The sequence below is a fragment of the Clavibacter michiganensis genome (assembly GCF_002151125.1).
Taxonomy (GTDB): Bacteria; Actinomycetota; Actinomycetes; order Actinomycetales; family Microbacteriaceae; genus Clavibacter; species Clavibacter michiganensis_C.
The window spans coordinates 43,728-59,620 of the sequence record NZ_MDJZ01000018.1 but is presented as its reverse complement, the minus strand read 5'-3'; the positions used below and the strand labels follow the sequence as shown (position 1 = coordinate 59,620).

The 15,893-nt window shown below is 75.8% G+C and carries 16 protein-coding genes; 7 read left to right on the top strand and 9 right to left on the bottom strand.

Annotated elements, in window-relative coordinates; all coding sequences use genetic code 11:
- From BFL37_RS14470 to BFL37_RS14460, 3 genes are all read left to right on the top strand, one after another.
- Window positions 1–1,079, top strand: a 1,079-nt coding sequence (locus tag BFL37_RS14470; protein WP_241534108.1) for a DUF58 domain-containing protein, incomplete at its 5' end; no start/stop codon positions are given.
- A gap of 273 nt (window positions 1,080–1,352) precedes the next feature.
- Window positions 1,353–1,493: a hypothetical protein gene (locus tag BFL37_RS14625; protein WP_172403831.1), complete on the top strand. Its 141-nt coding sequence runs from the start codon at window positions 1,353–1,355 to the stop codon at window positions 1,491–1,493.
- A gap of 569 nt (window positions 1,494–2,062) precedes the next feature.
- A complete protein-coding gene (locus BFL37_RS14460; RefSeq protein WP_086515797.1) occupies window positions 2,063–2,560 on the top strand; it encodes an adenylyltransferase/cytidyltransferase family protein in 498 nt (165 codons plus the stop codon).
- Window positions 2,561–2,630: 70 nt separating this feature from the next.
- Here BFL37_RS14460 and pip read toward each other — a convergent pair whose 3' ends face one another.
- Window positions 2,631–3,599, bottom strand: a complete 969-nt coding sequence (pip, locus tag BFL37_RS14455) for a prolyl aminopeptidase (RefSeq protein ID WP_086515796.1) — start codon at window positions 3,597–3,599, stop codon at window positions 2,631–2,633.
- A gap of 169 nt (window positions 3,600–3,768) precedes the next feature.
- On the opposite strand from pip, the gene BFL37_RS14450 reads away from it, so the two are divergent.
- From BFL37_RS14450 to BFL37_RS14435, 4 genes are all read left to right on the top strand, one after another.
- Entirely contained in the window at window positions 3,769–4,545 is a 777-nt protein-coding gene (locus BFL37_RS14450; protein WP_241534107.1) for an esterase, read from the top strand.
- A gap of 68 nt (window positions 4,546–4,613) precedes the next feature.
- On the top strand, window positions 4,614–4,772 hold the full coding sequence (locus tag BFL37_RS14795) for a hypothetical protein (protein WP_241534106.1): 159 nt from the start codon (window positions 4,614–4,616) through the stop codon (window positions 4,770–4,772).
- A 97-nt stretch (window positions 4,773–4,869) separates the two neighbouring features.
- Window positions 4,870–5,217 (top strand): type II toxin-antitoxin system PemK/MazF family toxin, encoded by a 348-nt coding sequence (locus tag BFL37_RS14440; protein WP_241534105.1) that lies wholly within the window; start codon window positions 4,870–4,872, stop codon window positions 5,215–5,217.
- 29 nt (window positions 5,218–5,246) lie between these two features.
- On the top strand, window positions 5,247–5,858 hold the full coding sequence (locus tag BFL37_RS14435; protein WP_086515794.1) for a DUF1349 domain-containing protein: 612 nt from the start codon (window positions 5,247–5,249) through the stop codon (window positions 5,856–5,858).
- A gap of 13 nt (window positions 5,859–5,871) precedes the next feature.
- Here the strand turns inward: BFL37_RS14435 and BFL37_RS14430 are convergent, their stop codons facing one another.
- The 8 genes from BFL37_RS14430 to BFL37_RS14395 form a co-directional block, all read right to left on the bottom strand.
- The gene (locus BFL37_RS14430; RefSeq protein ID WP_086515793.1) at window positions 5,872–8,130 is read right to left on the bottom strand and encodes an acyl-CoA dehydrogenase; all 2,259 of its coding nucleotides are present in this window, start codon (window positions 8,128–8,130) and stop codon (window positions 5,872–5,874) included.
- A 215-nt stretch (window positions 8,131–8,345) separates the two neighbouring features.
- A complete protein-coding gene (locus BFL37_RS14425) occupies window positions 8,346–9,854 on the bottom strand; it encodes an aldehyde dehydrogenase (NADP(+)) (protein ID WP_086515792.1) in 1,509 nt (502 codons plus the stop codon).
- 28 nt (window positions 9,855–9,882) lie between these two features.
- Complete coding sequence (locus BFL37_RS14420; RefSeq protein WP_086515791.1) at window positions 9,883–10,884, bottom strand: proline racemase family protein; 1,002 nt, start codon at window positions 10,882–10,884, stop codon at window positions 9,883–9,885.
- A 7-nt stretch (window positions 10,885–10,891) separates the two neighbouring features.
- On the bottom strand, window positions 10,892–11,809 hold the full coding sequence (locus tag BFL37_RS14415; protein WP_086515790.1) for a dihydrodipicolinate synthase family protein: 918 nt from the start codon (window positions 11,807–11,809) through the stop codon (window positions 10,892–10,894).
- Window positions 11,806–13,458: an NAD(P)/FAD-dependent oxidoreductase gene (locus BFL37_RS14410; protein ID WP_086515789.1), complete on the bottom strand. Its 1,653-nt coding sequence runs from the start codon at window positions 13,456–13,458 to the stop codon at window positions 11,806–11,808. The genes BFL37_RS14415 and BFL37_RS14410 overlap by 4 nt, the downstream gene beginning before the upstream one ends.
- A complete protein-coding gene (locus tag BFL37_RS14405; protein WP_086515788.1) occupies window positions 13,455–13,826 on the bottom strand; it encodes a (2Fe-2S)-binding protein in 372 nt (123 codons plus the stop codon). Before BFL37_RS14405 ends, BFL37_RS14410 begins: the two co-directional genes overlap by 4 nt.
- On the bottom strand, window positions 13,823–15,037 hold the full coding sequence (locus BFL37_RS14400) for an NAD(P)/FAD-dependent oxidoreductase (protein ID WP_086515787.1): 1,215 nt from the start codon (window positions 15,035–15,037) through the stop codon (window positions 13,823–13,825). Before BFL37_RS14400 ends, BFL37_RS14405 begins: the two co-directional genes overlap by 4 nt.
- A gap of 114 nt (window positions 15,038–15,151) precedes the next feature.
- Window positions 15,152–15,877, bottom strand: coding sequence for a GntR family transcriptional regulator (locus BFL37_RS14395; protein WP_206601282.1), 726 nt, complete (start codon window positions 15,875–15,877; stop codon window positions 15,152–15,154).
- Window positions 15,878–15,893: the final 16 nt, after the last annotated feature.

Sequence of the window (15,893 nt, the reverse complement as noted above, 5' to 3'; positions counted from 1 at the left end):
GAAGATCCCCGGATCCCGCCGACGCCGTCGCGCCCGCGCCCGCTGCCGTCCCGGGGGCCGCCCCCGGCGCTGACCCGCACGACGCGGCGCCTCCGCGGAACGCCCTCGCGCGCCTCGTCGCCGTCGTCACCCCGCTCGGCCGGGTCGTCGCGCTCGCCGCGGTCGTCGCGGGCGTCGCCGGGTACGCGCTCGGCTGGCGCGAGCTCGTCGCGGTCGCGTGGACCGCCGCCGCCCTCTGGGTCATCGCGCTGCTGCACCTCGTCGGGTCATCCGGCGTCGAGGTGTCGCTGCGCCTCCCGCGCGACCGCGTGGTCGCGGGGGAGCGCGCGCCCGCGACCGTCGCCGTGCGGAACCCGCTGCGACGCCGGGCGGTGGGCCTCACGGTGGAGGTGCCGGTCGGATCCGGCCTCGCCGAGGTCCACGTGCCGTCCCTCGCGCACGGGCACACCCACGAGGACGTGTTCGTCGTGCCCACCTCGCGCCGCGGGGTGATCGCGCTCGGCCCCGCGCGCATCGTCCGGGGCGACCCGATCGGCCTGGTGCGCCGCGAGTCCGCCGAGGCCGCCGCCACCCGGCTCCTCGTGCACCCGCGCACGCTCGCGATGCCGAGCACGAGCACGGGCTTCGTCCGCGACCTCGAGGGCCGCGCCACGCGCGACCTCACCGACAGCGACGTCTCGTTCCAGTCGCTCCGCGAGTACGTGCCGGGCGACCCGGTGCGCCACATCCACTGGCGCTCGACCGCGAAGACCGGGGTGCACATGGTGCGCCGGTTCGAGGAGACGCGGCGGAGCCACGTGATGGTCGCGCTGTCGCTCGCCGCGGGCGACTACGGGGACGGGGACGCCGCCGCCGCGGGCGCGGCCGCGGGTGCGGGCGCGGGCGCGGGCGTCGTCGGCGCGGGCGTCGGCGCAGCGGGTGCGGACGCCGTCAGCGGCCGGACGGCGAGATCGTCGAAGGAGATGGCCTGGGGGCCTGAGGACGCCGAGAGGTATGACCAGACACGCGCGCCGGATCCCGCCGCGAGGCGAGCGCCGCTCGTGTCGGACGCCACCGCCTGCCACGCCGGGGTGGCCTGACCGTCGAGCCAGGCGCGGGCGTCCACGGAGACCGTGCCGCTGCCGGAGACGCGGGACTGGAGCGTGATGGCCTGGCCCGGCTGCACGCCGCGGGCGACCACGGCGCCGGGCACGAGGGTGGTCTGCGCGGCCGTCGATCCGATGACGCGGATGACCGACAGGTAGGCCGTGCCGCCGCCGTCGACGCGCACCGTCGACTGGTAGTACGACGACCCGGTGACACGCTGCTGGAGCCCAGCCGAGACGCCGTTGCCCGCGGAGGGGACGCGTGGCATGGTGATGCGCACCGTCGACTCGCTGTCGGCGGGCACCGAGGCGGGCAGGGTGGCGGCGGCCGCCATGCCGGAGCGCCCGAGGTCGATGACGCCGCGCGCGCCGTTCACGCGGAAGGCGGAGGACACATCGTGGGAGTAGGGGGCGGCACCGGACGAGGAGCCCCATCCGCCGCTCGTGCTGCGGGTGAAGGAGTCGGTGAAGACGGGGGCGCCGGCGACCAGGCCCTGCCCGCCGGCCGCGTGCGCGGCCTCCGGGACGACGAGGGCGGCGGGGACAGCGAGGCCGATCGCGACAGCGAGGGCGACGAGATGTCGAGGGCGGGCAGGCGGGGATGAGGGCGTCATTCGGGCGGGTCCTTGCTCGGGTGGGGTCCGTCGGACGTGCGGGGCGCGATGCCCCCGAACGGGGTGGGTTGGTCGAAGATAACCCAGGAACGGGCCTCCGTGTCCCCCGAACGGAGGACACGTCATGACTTCGTGCCGCGGGCGGACCACCCCCGTTCGGGTGCGCGCCTACCGCGGGCGGCATCCGGCACCGTAGGATCCTCAGCAGATCCGCCGCTCGCGCCGCCCCACCCAGGGCGGCCGACGTACCCGCGTCGCCGGAGCAGGAGGATCCCGCCCGGCGTACCCGCACCGGGCTGCACCCCGATCCCGCATCCGCGCGTACCCGCGCCCGGAACGCGGACGACCCGAGACACGTGTGCCATGACCCGAATCGGCTACGCCGCCGGTGCCTTCGACCTCTTCCACGTCGGACACCTCAACATCCTCAAGCACGCCAAGAGCCGGTGCGACTTCCTCATCGCCGGCGTCGTCTCCGACGAGATGCTCGAGCGCAACAAGGGCATCACGCCCGTGGTGCCGCTCGCCGAGCGCCTGGAGATCGTCAGCCACATCAGCTACGTCGATGAGGCGCGCGCGGAGACGCTGCCCGACAAGGTCGACACCTGGCGCGAGGTCGGCTTCGACGTCTTCTTCAAGGGCGACGACTGGCGCGGCACCCCGAAGGGCGAGCGCCTGGAGGCCGAGTTCGCGGCAGTCGGCGTGGAGGTCGTGTACTTCCCGTACACGATGCACACCTCCAGCACGCGGCTCCGGCGCGCGCTCGACATCCTCAGCGGCACGGGCGCGCCCGCGGCGGCCCCCGCCGCGACGCTCGCGCCGCCGGCCGTGCACGGCTCGCCCGCGCTCGTCGGCCGCTAGGCCGCGGGCCGCGGGCTGCGGACCACAGCCCGCCTACCGCCCGGCCCGCTGCTGCCGGCCCGCGGGACCGCTAGGCCGTCAGCCGGTCGGCCGCCCGCTCGGTCGCCTCGATCAGCGCGTCGAGGATCCCGGGCTCGTCGAACGCGTGCCCGGCGTCGGGCACCATCGTGAAGCGCGCCTCGGGCAGCGCCCGGTGCAGGTCCCACGCGGTCGCGGGCGGCGTGCACATGTCGTAGCGGCCCTGCACGATCTCGGTCGGGATGCCGCGCAGCAGGTGCGCGTCGCGGATCAGCTGCCCGTCCTCCATCCACCCGCCGTGGGTGAAGTAGTGGTTCTCGATGCGGGCGAACGCGAGCGCGTACGTCGGCTCCGCGAAGCGCGCGACCACATCGGGCCGCGGCAGCAGCGTGATCCCGGACGCCTCCCACGTGCTCCACGCGACCGCGGCCGGCCCGTGCACCTCGGGGTCCGGATCCGCGAGCAGCCGCGCGTACGCGTCGATGATCCCGCCGCGCGCGACCCCGGGCACGGGCGCCGTGAACGCCTCCCAGCCGTCGGGGTAGACCATGCCCGCCGGTCCCTCGTAGAACCAGTCGAGCTCGGTCGCGCGGAGCGTGAAGATCCCGCGGAGGATGAGGCCGGTCACGCGGGCGGGGTGCGTCTCGGCGTAGGCGAGCGCGAGGGTCGACCCCCAGGATCCGCCGAAGACCAGCCAGCGCTCGACGCCGAGGTGCTCGCGCAGCCGCTCGAGGTCGGCGACGAGGTGCCAGGTCGTGTTCACGGACAGGTCCGCCGAGGGGTCCGAGACGTGCGGGGTGCTCCGGCCGCAGCCGCGCTGGTCGACGAGCACGATGCGGTAGCGCGCCGGGTCGAAGAGGCGCCGGTGCGTCGGGCTCGTGCCGCCGCCGGGCCCGCCGTGCAGGAAGACGACGGGGATCCCGTCCGGGTTCCCCGAGACCTCCCAGTAGAGGAGCTGGCCGTCCCCCACGTCGAGCATGCCGGTGTCGTGCGGGTCGATCTCGGGGAAGAGGCTCTGCATGCGACGAGCCTACGGGCGGGCGACGCGGGCCCGGCCGGGCGGGCGTCCGCTCGTCGTCGGCGGCCTCGATCCCCGCCCGGGGTGCGCGCTCCGGCCGTCGCCGCGTAGCCTCGGGGGGCGAACGACCGCTTCGCCGTCCGGAGACGAGGACCCATTGCCCGCTCTGCCCGTGAGGCGCCCGTCACCGCGGACCGGTCCGCGCGCGGCCCTGCGGCCGCTCCTGCCGCTGGCGCACGGGGCCGCGGTCGCGGTCGCGCGGCCCACTCTCCGCCTCCACCTCCACCTCTACATGCGGGAGATGGAGGCCGGCATCTTCCCGCAGCACGACGACGTCCAGGCCGTCCCGGGGCCGGATCCCGAGCGCGTCCTGTTCCTCGGCGACATCGGCGTCGCCGGGTACGGCGTGCTCCTCGCGGGGATGGCGATGCCCGCGCAGATCGCCGCCCGGCGCGCGGCCGCCACGGGTCGCGGCGTGGAGTGGGAGAGCATCGCCGCGTACGACATGACGGTGCGCAAGGCCGCCGTCGCGGTCGCCGCCCGCACCCCGCGTCCGCTCGACCTCGCCGTGGTCGCGCTCGGCATCCCGGACGTGCTCGTGGCGACGTCCGTCGCGGAGTGGATCGACCGGCTCACCGGCATCGTCGGCGACATCCGCGCGCAGGCGGGCGACGGGTGCCGCATCGTCGTCACGGGGATCCCCGCCATGGACCGCTTCCAGCCGATCCCGATGGTCGCCCGCAAGCTCCTGCAGTCGCAGGTCGGCCGGCTGAACCGCGCGACCGTCCGGCTGCACGACCCCGAGCACGGCGTGATCCACGCGCCCTACCCCGACATCTCCGGCACGCGCCTGCACGTCCGCGACCGCTTCTCCTACCGCGTGATGCACGCCCACTGGGCCGAGGCGATCATGCCGTTCCTGGGCGATCCGCGGCCGGCGCCCGACTGACGGTGATGCGCGAGCCGCCTGCGAGGAAGGCTGCGCATTCGCCGGCATGACCGGTCGTACCCGCTGCCATGAAGACAGCGACCAGCCTCCCCGACAGGGACTCCGACCGGTTCGATCGCGTCGCGAAGCGCTTCGGGATGACGCGCTCGGAGTCCCATCGCGTGGCCGGCCAGAAGCTGGCCGACGAGCGGGAAGGCGGAGGGGAGGCGGAGGCGAGGCGGAGCTGACCCGGCTCGCGAACGCCGCCCTGGCTGATGCCGCCCAGCCCTCCGACACCGCACCGTTCCTCGGTGAGTCCGAGCGCATACCGCGAACCGGAACCGGGTGCTGATCGCCCGTGGGGACGTCGTCTGGGTCGACCCCGGCACTCCGCGCGGCTCCGCGCCCGCCGTCCTGCGTCCGGCGGTCGTGGTCCAGGAGGACTGGCTGAACGCGAGCGACATCGCGACCGTCGTGATCGTGCCGCTCACCTCGAACCTGCGGCTGGGCGCGTTCCCGGGGAACGTCGTCGTCCCTGCCGCGGCTACCGGCCTCGAGCACGACTCCGTCGCCGTGGTGTCCCAGGTGGGCCCCGTCAGCCGTGAATGCCTGGAGCCCTACCCCGTGGGCCGTCTCCCTCCCCACGTGATGGGCGAGATCTCCACCGGCATCCGCCTCGTGCTCGGGGTGTGACGGGGCGCATGCGGCCGTAGCCTCGTCGCATGAGCGACTCCCCCGCATCCGGCCCCGCCCTCGTCGACATCCCCTGGGCCGACGGCACCTGGACGACCGAGCCGGAGGCCGTGCGGATCCACGACGACGGCATGGACGTGACCGCGCGTGAGGGCAGCGACGCCTGGCGGACCACCTCCTACGGCTTCGTGCACGACACCGAGCACGCGCTCCTCGCGCCGCTGCCCCAGGAGTCGGCCGTCGAGGTCGCGTTCACGCTGGATCTCCGCGAGCAGTTCGACCAGGCCGGGGTCTTCGTGCGGGTCGACGCGGAGACCTGGGTCAAGGCGGGCGTCGAGCGCAGCGATGGCGAGGACGGCCTCGGCGCGGTCGTCACGCGCGGCGTCTCCGACTGGTCGCTCGCGCCGGTCCCGGGCTGGTCGGGCCGGCTCGTGACCATCCGCGCCAGCCGATCCGGCGACGCCCTCACCGTGCGCGCCCGGGTCGACGACGAGCCGTGGCGGCTCGTGCGGGTGGCGCCGCTGGATCCCGCCGCCGCCGTGACCGCGGGCCCCTTCTGCTGCGCGCCGACCCGTGCGGGCTTCACGACCCGCTTCGCGTCGTGGCGCACGGGCCCGGCGGACGCGGCGCTGCACCCGTAGGCGCGCCGCGCTGCTACCTCTTCTTCTTCTCGGTCTTCTCCATGCGCGGCGCCGTGCCGTCGGCGATCCGGGCGTCGCGGTACGCGCGCGCCTCGTCCTGGCGGTCCCTCTCCTCGCCCGACGCGACCGCCGCGCGCACGTGGGCCTGCGTGTACCCGAAGGAGTCCACGAGGTCCTGCGCGTGCGGGCGCAGGCGGGCGACGAGCCGGTCGATGTAGGCCGTGACGGCCCGGGCGCGCGGGGCGCTGATGCGGCCGTGGATCAGGAACCAGGCGAGGTCCTCCTCGATGAGGCGGAGGCCGAAGAGGTCGCGGGTCCAGGTGAGGATGCGGCGCGTGCCGTCGTCCATCGCGCGCCCGGTCTCCGACGCGGGATCCAGCGCCTCGGTGAACGCCTCCCACTGCAGCAGCTGCGCGTGCGCGCGGGCCGCCTCGATGAGCGCGTGCTGGTGCCGGTTGAAGAGCGCGGCGGCCTCCGCGGGCGGCATCTTCCGGGTGGCGCGGAGCGCGGTCGCGACCTCGCCGACCATCGTCTCGACACGACCCGTCAGCAGCGCGCGCTGGGTGTCCGTCTCGCGGAGCTGGCCGACCGAGCGGGCGGTGGATCCGCGGTCCGCGAGCGCCTGCCCCAGCGTGCGGAGGCCGGTCGAGTGCAGCGTGCGATCCGCGGCCTGCTCGACGGCGTAGCGCGCGAGCACCCCGAAGTCGGCCTTCGCGAAGCGCTTGTTCACGTCGGTGAGCAGGCGCTTGGCGACCAGCTGCAGGAGGACGGTGTTGTCGCCCTCGAAGGTCGCGTAGACGTCGAGGTCGGCGCGGAGCCCGACGAGCCGGTTCTCGGCGAGGAAGCCCTGGCCGCCGCACGCCTCGCGCGCCTCCTGGATGGTGTCGAGCGCGTGCCAGGTGCTGAGCGGCTTGAGCGCGGCGGCGAGGGTCTCGAGGTCCTGGCGGTCCTCGTCGGTGTCGGTGGCGCCCGAGAACACCGAGTCGAACTGGCCGAGCAGCTTCTCGTGCGCGAAGGACGCGGCGTAGGTCGTGGCGATGCGCGGGATCAGCCGGCGCTGGTGCCGCTGGTAGTCGAGCAGCACCTCCTCGTCGGTGCCGCCGGCGACGAACTGGCGGCGCTCGTTGCCGTACGTGATCGCGATCTGCAGCGCGATCTTGGCGGCGCTGGTCGCCGCGCCGTCGAGCGAGACGCGACCCTGCACGAGCGTGCCGAGCATCGTGAAGAAGCGGCGGCCGGGACTCTGGATGTCGGACGTGTAGGTGCCGTCCTCGGCGACGTCGCCGTAGCGGTTGAGGAGGTTCGCGCGCGGCACGCGCACGTGGTCGAAGTGGAGCCGGCCGTTGTCGATCCCGTTGAGCCCGCCCTTCAGGCCGTCGTCCTCGCCGCCGATGCCGGGCAGGAACGCGCCGGTCCCGTCGCGGAGCGGCACGAAGAAGCAGTGCACGCCGTGGTTCACGCCCTGCGTGACGAGCTGCGCGAACACCGTGGCGGCGCGGCCGTCGACCGCCGCGTTGCCGAGGTAGTCCTTCCAAGCGGCGCGGAACGGCGTGTGCAGGACGAAGTCGCCGGTCTCGGGGTCGTAGGTCGCGGTGGTGCCGATGCTCGCGACGTCGGAGCCGTGCCCCGTCTCCGTCATCGCGAACGCGCCGGGCGTCTCCAGCGACATGATCCCGGGCAGCAGCTCGCGGTGGTGCCGCTCGGTGCCGAGGTGCATCACGGCGGATCCGAACAGGCCCCACTGCACGCCGGCCTTGATCTGCAGCGACGGATCCGCGGCCACGAGCTCCTCGAAGCCCGCGATGTTGCCGCCGTGGTCCTCGAGCCCGCCGACGATCTTGGGGAACGCGCGGTGCACACCGCCGTGCTCGACCAGGATCCTCAGCTGCTCGGTGACGCGCGCCCGGTGCTGGTGCATGTCGAGCCCCTCGACGCGGTGCAGCTCGGGACGGCTGGTCAGCTCGCGCGACGACGTGCGGACGTCCGCCCAGCGGCCGAGGAGGAGGCGCCCGAGCGCCTCCACGTCGACGCGCGGACCGGTCCCCGTGTCCGCCTGGCCGTCGGTGCGGTCGAGGTCGCGCGCCACCTCGGCGTCGACATCCCCCGCGACCGGGACGCCCGCCTCGCGGAGCGCGCCCTCGTGGGCAACCCCGTCCTGCGGACCCCCATGGACGGAGTCCTCGCTGGCGGCGCCGCCCCCCTGCGGACCCGCGGCGGGGCCTCGTCCCCTCGTGCCGCGGGTGGTGCGTCCTCGTGCCGCCGTGTCGACCATGGATCCTCCGTGCCGTCGTCTGCGCCGGCGTCCCTGCCGGCACCGGCCACGCTATGCACGGATCCTCCACCTGCCGAATATCACGTCGCGGGCCTCCAACGCGCTCCCGCGGTGGGCGGTCGCGGGTTGTGGGAACCCTCAGCGGCGGGCGGGTCCCCGCCGCCGCCCTCCCCGCGGCGGCGGGCAGGAGGCGCGGCGGACGGGGACGGCGCGCGTCAGGCGCGAGCGCCGCGCTCGCTCACGCGCTGCGGCACGCCCCACGGGTTCGCCGTGCGCAGCGGCTCCGGCAGCAGCGCGTCGGGCACGCCCTGGAAGGCGACGCCGCGGAGCAGCCGGTCGAGCGACGCGGTGCCGACGCTCGTGCCGCGGTCGAGCGTGGTGGCGGGCCAGGGTCCGCCGTGCTGCTGCGCGTCGGTGACGGAGACGCCCGTGGGCCAGGCGTCGACGAGCACGCGGCCGGCGCGGGCGGCGAGCACGCGGATCAGCTCGGCGGTCGTCGGGTCGGCGGCGTCGGCCTCGTCGGCGCCGAGGTGGACGCTCGCGGTCAGCTCCCCCGTGAAGGTGCGCGCGGCGAGGGCGGCGAGGTCGGTGCCCGCGGGGTACTCGACGAGGAGCGCGAACGGCCCGAACACCTCGTGCCGGAGCGCATCGCCCGCGGCCTCGAAGTCGGCGAGCGAGACGGCGGCGACCGTGGGGGTCACGGATCCGTCGTCGCCCGCGGGTGCGCGGCCCTCCGCGACGAGGCGCACGCCGTCGACCGCGATCGCGGCGGCGCGGCCGCCGGCGTAGCCCTCGGCGATCTTCGGGTTCAGCATCCCGTGCGGGGCGACGGCGCCGGCCTCCTCCGCGAGCACCCGGTCGAGGCCGTGGCCCGCGGGGATCAGCACGATGCCGGGCGCGGTGCAGAGCTGCCCGGCGGATCCGGCGGCGCTCGCCACGAGGGCCCGCGCGATGTCGGCGCCGCGCTCGGCGGCGGCGCGCTCGGTGATGACGACCGGGTTGACGCTGCCCAGCTCGCCGAAGAACGGGATCGGGTCGGGGCGGGCCGCGGCGACGTCGGCGAGGAAGCGGCCGGCGCGGAGCGATCCGGTGAAGGTGGCGGCGCGGATCCGCGGGTCGCGCAGCATGGCGAGCCCCGCCTCCTCGCCCTCGACGAGCTGCAGCGTGCCCTCGGGCAGGCCCGCGGCGACGAGCGCGGCGGACGCGGCCTCGGCCACCCGGCGCGACAGCTCCGGGTGCCCCGGGTGCGCCTTCACGACCACCGGGCAGCCCACCGCGAGCGCCGACGCCGTGTCGCCGCCCGCGACCGAGAACGCGAACGGGAAGTTCGACGCCGCGAAGTTGAGCACGGGCCCGACGGGCACGAGGTACCGGCGGATGTCGGGGCGCGGGGCGGGCGCCGCGTCGGGATCCGCGTGGTCGATGCGCGCGTCGAGGTAGCGGCCGTCGCGGGTGGCTGCGGCGAGGATCCGCAGCTGCACGGTCGTCCGCGTCAGCTCGCCGGCGAGGCGCCCGGGTGCGAGCGCGGTCTCCCGCTCGGCGACGGGCAGCAGCTCGGGGCGGATGGCCTCGAGCGCGTCGGCCACCGCCTCGAGCGCGTCGGCGCGCACGGCCGGCGCGAGGGCGGCGAGCGGCGCGGCGGCGTCCGCGGCACGCGCGGCGACGGCGCCCACGGTCGCCGCGACGGTCGGGTCGGTGGTCGGATCGGTCTCGTGCGGGGTCATGTCTCTCCTCGGTGGGGGCTCGCGCGGTTCAGAACCGGAAGCCGCTCGGGAACGGGTCGGTGGGATCCAGCAGGTACTGTCCCATGCCGGTGATCCAGGCGCGCCCGGTGATGGCGGGGACGATGGCGGGCCGGCCGGCGACGGTCGTCTCCCGGAGGATCCGCCCGGTGAAGCGGCTGCCGATGAACGACTCGTTGACGAACTCGTCGCCCACGGCCAGCTCGCCGCGCGCCCACAGCTCCGCCATGCGCGCGGACGTGCCGGTGCCGCACGGCGACCGGTCGAACCAGCCGGGGTGGATCGCCATGGCGTGCCGCGACAGCCGCGCGTCGGATCCGGGCGCGAGGAACTCCACGTGGTGGCAGTGGTCGACCCCGGAGATCTCGGGGTGCGAGGGCGCGTCCTGGTCGTCGATCGCGCCCATGATCGCGAGCCCGGCCTGGAGGATCTCCTGCTGCCGCTCCCGGTCGAACGGCAGCCCCAGCGCGTCGAGCTCGACGACCGCGTAGAAGTTGCCGCCGAACGCGAGGCTGTACGGGACGGTGCCGTAGCCCGGCACCTCGATCTGCGCGTCGAGGCGCTCCACGTAGGAGGGCACGTTCTCGATCGTGACCGAGGCCGCACGCCCGTCCTCCACGTCGACCCGCGCGATCACGAGCCCCGCGGGGGTGTCGAGCCGGATCGTCGTGACCGGCTCCTGCACCTCCACGAGCCCGGTCTCCACGAGCACGGTCGCGACCCCGATGGTGCCGTGGCCGCACATCGGCAGGCAGCCGGACACCTCGATGTAGAGGACGCCCCAGTCGCAGTCGTCGCGCGTGGGCGGCTGCAGGATCGCGCCGCTCATCGCCGCGTGCCCGCGCGGCTCGGTCATGAGCAGGAGCCGCAGGTGGTCGAGGTGCTCGATGAGGTGCAGGCGGCGCTCGTTCATGGTCGCACCGGGGATGACGCCGAAGCCGCTCGTGACGACGCGGGTCGGCATGCCCTCGGTGTGCGAGTCGACGGCGTGGAAGACGCGGGAGGACCTCATCCGTCGATCATCGCCCGGCGAGGTGGTCGAGCGCACGGCGGGTGTCGCGCGTGACCTCGGCGGCGACCGCGGCGGGCAGCGGCGCGCGCGGCGGACGGGTCGGACCGCCCGTGCTCTCGCCGGCCACGTCGATCGACAGCTTGATGGCCTGCACGAACTCGGTGCGCGAGTCCCAGCGGAAGACCGGCACGAGGTGGCGGTACAGCTCCTTCGCCTCCTCGATGCGGCCGCTGGTCGCGAGCCCGTACAGCTCCACGGCCTCGCGCGGGAACGCGTTCGGGTAGCCCGCGAACCAGCCGACGGCGCCCATGATGAGCGACTCGAGCAGCAGGTCGTCGGCGCCCGCGATGACGTCGAGGCCCGTGAGGTCCTGGATCTCCGTCACGCGCCGGATGTCGCCCGAGAACTCCTTGATCGCCACGACGTTCTCGAGCGCGTCGAGGCGCTGGAGGAGCTGCGGCGTGAGGTCGACCTTGGTGTCGAAGGGGTTGTTGTAGGCCATGATCGGCAGGCCCACCTCGTCGACGCGCGCGTAGTGCTCGACGACCTCGTCGTCGCTCGCCCGGTAGATGGTGGGCGGGAGGAGCAGCACGCCGTCGGCGCCGTCCTCTGCCGCGATCTCGGCCCACTTCCTCGCCTGGTGCCAGCCGACGCCGTGCACGCCGGCCACGACGATCCCGCGGTCGCCGACGGTCTCGACCGCGACCTGCACGACCTTCCGGCGCTCCTCGTCGGTGAGCGACGAGTACTCGCCGAGGGATCCGTTCGGTCCGACGCCGCGGCAGCCGTTCGACATGAGCCAGTCGCAGTGGCGGGCGTACGCGTCGTAGTCGACGGCGAGGCCGGCGGGGGCCGACGCGTCCTCGCGGAACGGCAGCGTGGTGGCGACGACGACGCCTCCGAGGTCCAGGGCGGGTGCGGTCATGGCGTGTCCTTCCGGTCGGTGGTGCGGGGCGGTGCGGGGGTGGTCGGGGCCGCGGGGTCGCGCGGGGGCTCGGCGGCGGGCGCCGGGTCGTCGACGCCGGGCGGGTCGTCGACGCCCGGGGCGGCCGCGGCGAGCGACGGGGGTCCGGCGTCACGGCGGTCGTACGCGGCGGCGAGCTCGCCGAGGCGCACGGGCGAGGCGAGGGGGCGGCGGTCGGAACCGGGGCCGGGCGCGGCGGGCGTCGGGGAGGCGGCGGGCGATCCGCAGGCCGGCGACTCCGCGTCGAGCAGCTCCTCGACGGTGCGCCCGCAGACGCGGCCCTGGCAGATGCCGAGGCCGGCGCGCGTGGCGAGCTTCATGGAGCGGAGGTCGGTGGAGCGCGCGGCGCGGGCGGTGGCGCGGATCCGGCCGACCGGCACCTCCTCGCAGCGGCAGGCGAGCGTGTCGTCGCGGAGCCAGCCGGTCCAGCCGGGGCGGATCCCGTGCGCCGCCTCGATGCGACCGGCCACGTCGTGCGCGACGGCCCGGCGGCGGACGGCGGGGGCGATGGCGGCGTCGGACGGGGTTCCGCCGGCCGCGCAGTGCCCCGCGACCTCGCCCTCGGCGAGCGCCTGGTCCACTCCCCCGATGCCCGTGATCTCGCCGGCGGCGTAGACACCCGCGGGCCCGGCGCCCTGGTCGGCGTCGACCTCGACGAACCGGTCTGACCCGATGCGGCAGCCCGCCGCGATGGGCAGCTCGAGCCGGGGCGTGAACCCGTGGCCGACGCACACGGCGTCCACGGCGATCCGCCGCTCGGTGCCCGGGATCGGCGCCCACGACGCGTCGAGGCGCTGCACGGTCACGGCCTCGACGCGGTCGGTCCCGTGCGCGGCGACGACCGCGCTGCCGGTCGAGTAGCCGATGCGCTCGCGCGCCAGCACGGAGACGTAGCCCGCGAGCTCGGCGGCCTTGTGCGGCGCGCGGGCGAGGCCGAGCGGATCCCGCAGCCAGCCGCGGCCGAGCCCCGGCACGCGCGCGGCCTCGTGGATCCCGACGACGCGCGCGCCCGCCTGCACGAGCGACACGGCGACGGGGAGGAGGAAGGGGCCGGCGCCCGCGACGATGACGCGGTCGCCGATCGCCACGCGCTCGCCCTTCGCGAGGGCCTGCGCGGCGCCCGCGGTGAAGACGCCCGGCAGGTCCCAGCCGGGGAAGGGCAGCGTGCGGTCGTGCGCGCCGGTCGCGAGCACGAGCGCGTGCGGGCGGAGGGTCAGCGGCGCGCGCTGGGATCCGTCGACCTGGCCGACGAGCACGTGGACGACGGCGGCGGGCGGCGCGGCGTCATCGGCGGCGGCGGCATCGCCAGCCGCGTCCGGCGCCGGCCGCTCGATCGCCCACACCTGCGCGCCCGTCACGATCTCGCAGCCCGCGTCGGCCGCGAGACGCCCCCGGAGCGCGGTGAACGCGTCCCAGCCGTGGTGCAGGATCCGCTCGCGCGCCGCGGGCCGGGACGCCGGCAGGTGCCGCCAGTACTGGCCGCCCAGCTCGTCGGACGCGTCGAGCAGCGTGACCCGCGCCCCGCGACCGCGCGCGGCGACGGCGGCGGCGAGCCCGGCCGGTCCCGCGCCGACCACGACGACGTGCCGCCGGTCGTCCGCGCCGCTCACGAGGCGCTCCCGGCCCGGTCGGGGTCCGCGGCGTCGGCGGATGCGGCCCCGGCGTCCGGCACGGTCGCCCCCGGCCCGGTCTCCACCACGTCGCCCTCGACCGCGCGCCGCTGGCAGGCGCGCACGTCGGGCAGCCCGTTGACGGTGACGGTGCAGTCGAAGCACACGCCGATCCCGCAGAAGACGCCGCGCGGTCGGCCGGCGCTCGCGGTCGTGCGCCAGGCGAGCGTGCCGGAGGCGAGCAGCGCGCCCGCGATCGTCTGTCCCCGCACGCCCTCGACGGGATCCCCGTCGACGGTGAACCGCACGGCCTCCGCGGGTCCCGGGCGGATCGGGTCGCGCGCCGGATCCACGCGGCGCGGCGTCATGCCCGCACCCCGCGGGCGTCCGTCGGCAGCGCGGCACCCGGCATCGCGAGCCCGAGCGAGGCGCGCGCGACCGAGAAGGGCCGCACGTCGAGCGCGGGCGCGGATCCGCTCATGAGGTCCGCGACGAGGTCGGCGGTCGCGACGGACAGGCCGATGCCCGCGCCCTCGTGCCCGCTCGCGTGCCAGAGGCCGGGCAGCCGCGGATCCGGGCCGACGACCGGGAGGTGGTCGGGCAGGTAGGGCCGGAAGCCGCCGTAGGAGCGCATCGCGTTCGCGTCGACGAGGAAGGGGAAGAGCCGCACGGCCTTCGCGGCGAGCTCCTCGAGCACGGCCACGCGCAGCGACGCGTCGAAGCCCACGCGCTCGCGGCTGGATCCGATGAGCACCGTCCCCGACGGCGTGGACTCCACGACGCCCGAGGTCTGCAGGGCGCCGTCCCCGGATCCGACCGCGCCCACGTAGTCGCCGTCGTAGACCTTGTGCCGGATGCGGTGCGGCATGCGCGTGGTCACGAGCACCACCCCGCGCCGCGGCAGCACCGGCAGCTCGACGCCGAGCGCGCGCGCCACCTCGCCCGACCAGGGGCCCGCCGCGACCAGCACGTCGTCGGCGGGGATGTCGCCCGCCGTCGTCCGCACGCCGCGGAGCGCGCCGTCCGCGTCGAGCAGCGGCCCGATCACCTCGACGCCCGTCCGCACGACCGCCCCCGCGCGTCGGGCCGACGCGGCGAGCGCCTCGGTCGCGATGGCGGGCTGCACCTGCGCGTCCTCGGGGTAGTGCACGGCCGCGGTGATCGCCGGGTTCAGCCACGGCTCGAGCTCGAGCGCCCGGCGCACGTCCACCGCGATCGCGGCGACGCCCGCGGAGCGCTGCGTGGCCGCGAAGGCGAGGAGCGGATCCGCGCCCTCGTCGGTGGTCGTGACGACGAGCCCGCCCTTGGGCTCGTACTCGATGGACGGGAGCGCGCCGCCCAGCTCGTCCGCGAGCTCCGCGGCGACCTCGGGCCAGCGGCGGGCGGCCAGCTGCGCGAGCTCGAGCTCCGCGCCCGGGCCCTTGTCGGAGACGAGGATGTTGCCCTCGCCCTGCGCGCTCGTGCCGGAGGCGACGGCGGCGCGCTCGACGACCGTGACGCAGATCCCCGCCCGGGCGAGCGACCGGGCGCACGCGGCCCCGACGATGCCCCCGCCCACGACGACCACGTGACGCGTCATGCGGGCCTCATCTCACGGGTGTGTGCGCCTCTCGAGGAGGCGGCGGTGGTCGGCGGTGACAGTAATATGTCACACATCGCCTCGGAGGGGAAGCGGCCGCGCGTGGGCGGCCGCTCAGCTCGCGGGATCGGGGACGGCCACGGCATCGTCCGCGTCGACGACCGCCGCGTCCTCGCCCTCCCCGCGCCCCGCCCACCAGCCGCTGGCGTGCCGGATGTGCCGCACCATCAGCTCGTGCGCCGCGGCACCGTCGCCGGCGACCAGCGCCCGCAGCAGCTCGTGGTGCTCGGCCGCCGACGCGTCCAGCAGGCGACTCTCCTTCATCGACGCGAGGCCGACGAGGCGCGTGCGCGAGCGGAGGTCGGCGATGGCGTCGGTCAGCACGGGATTGCCGAGCATGCGCGTGAGGGACAGGTGCAGCTCCTGGTCGGCCTCGAGGTACGCGCGGAGGTCGCCGTCGCGCGCGCCCTGCTCGATGCGGTCGGCGAGCGCCTCGAGACCGGGGAGCGCGCCCTCGGGCAGCCGCCCGGCGAGGCGCTCCATGGCGGGCGCCTCGAGGAGCTGGCGCACCTGCACCAGGTGCCCCAGCTCCTCGTCGCTCACCGCGGTGACGCGGAAGCCCTTGTTGCGGACGGTCTCGACGAACCCGCGCTTCTCCAGCTCGAGCACGGCCTCGCGCACCGGCGTCGCGGACACGTCGAAGCGCACGGCGAGCGTCGGGACGGTGATCAGCGTGCCCGGCTCGAGCTCGCCGGAGACGATGGCCGCGGACAGCGCCTGGTGCACGTGCTCGCGCAGGCTCTCGCGCGGGGGTGCGGGACGCAGTGCGGAGAGGCTCACGCGGGTCCTCCTCCTG

Excerpts from the sequence above, each read along its gene's own strand:
- BFL37_RS14625 (WP_172403831.1), top strand. The coding sequence starts at position 1,353 with ATGGTGATGCGCACCGTCGACTCGCTGTCGGCGGGCACCGAGGCGGGC.
- BFL37_RS14460 (WP_086515797.1), top strand. The coding sequence starts at position 2,063 with ATGACCCGAATCGGCTACGCCGCCGGTGCCTTCGACCTCTTCCACGTC.
- pip (WP_086515796.1), bottom strand. The coding sequence starts at position 3,599 with ATGCAGAGCCTCTTCCCCGAGATCGACCCGCACGACACCGGCATGCTC.
- BFL37_RS14795 (WP_241534106.1), top strand. The coding sequence starts at position 4,614 with ATGAAGACAGCGACCAGCCTCCCCGACAGGGACTCCGACCGGTTCGAT.
- BFL37_RS14435 (WP_086515794.1), top strand. The coding sequence starts at position 5,247 with ATGAGCGACTCCCCCGCATCCGGCCCCGCCCTCGTCGACATCCCCTGG.
- BFL37_RS14430 (WP_086515793.1), bottom strand. The coding sequence starts at position 8,130 with ATGGTCGACACGGCGGCACGAGGACGCACCACCCGCGGCACGAGGGGA.
- BFL37_RS14425 (WP_086515792.1), bottom strand. The coding sequence starts at position 9,854 with ATGACCCCGCACGAGACCGATCCGACCACCGACCCGACCGTCGCGGCG.
- BFL37_RS14420 (WP_086515791.1), bottom strand. The coding sequence starts at position 10,884 with ATGAGGTCCTCCCGCGTCTTCCACGCCGTCGACTCGCACACCGAGGGC.
- BFL37_RS14415 (WP_086515790.1), bottom strand. The coding sequence starts at position 11,809 with ATGACCGCACCCGCCCTGGACCTCGGAGGCGTCGTCGTCGCCACCACG.
- BFL37_RS14405 (WP_086515788.1), bottom strand. The coding sequence starts at position 13,826 with ATGACGCCGCGCCGCGTGGATCCGGCGCGCGACCCGATCCGCCCGGGA.
- BFL37_RS14400 (WP_086515787.1), bottom strand. The coding sequence starts at position 15,037 with ATGACGCGTCACGTGGTCGTCGTGGGCGGGGGCATCGTCGGGGCCGCG.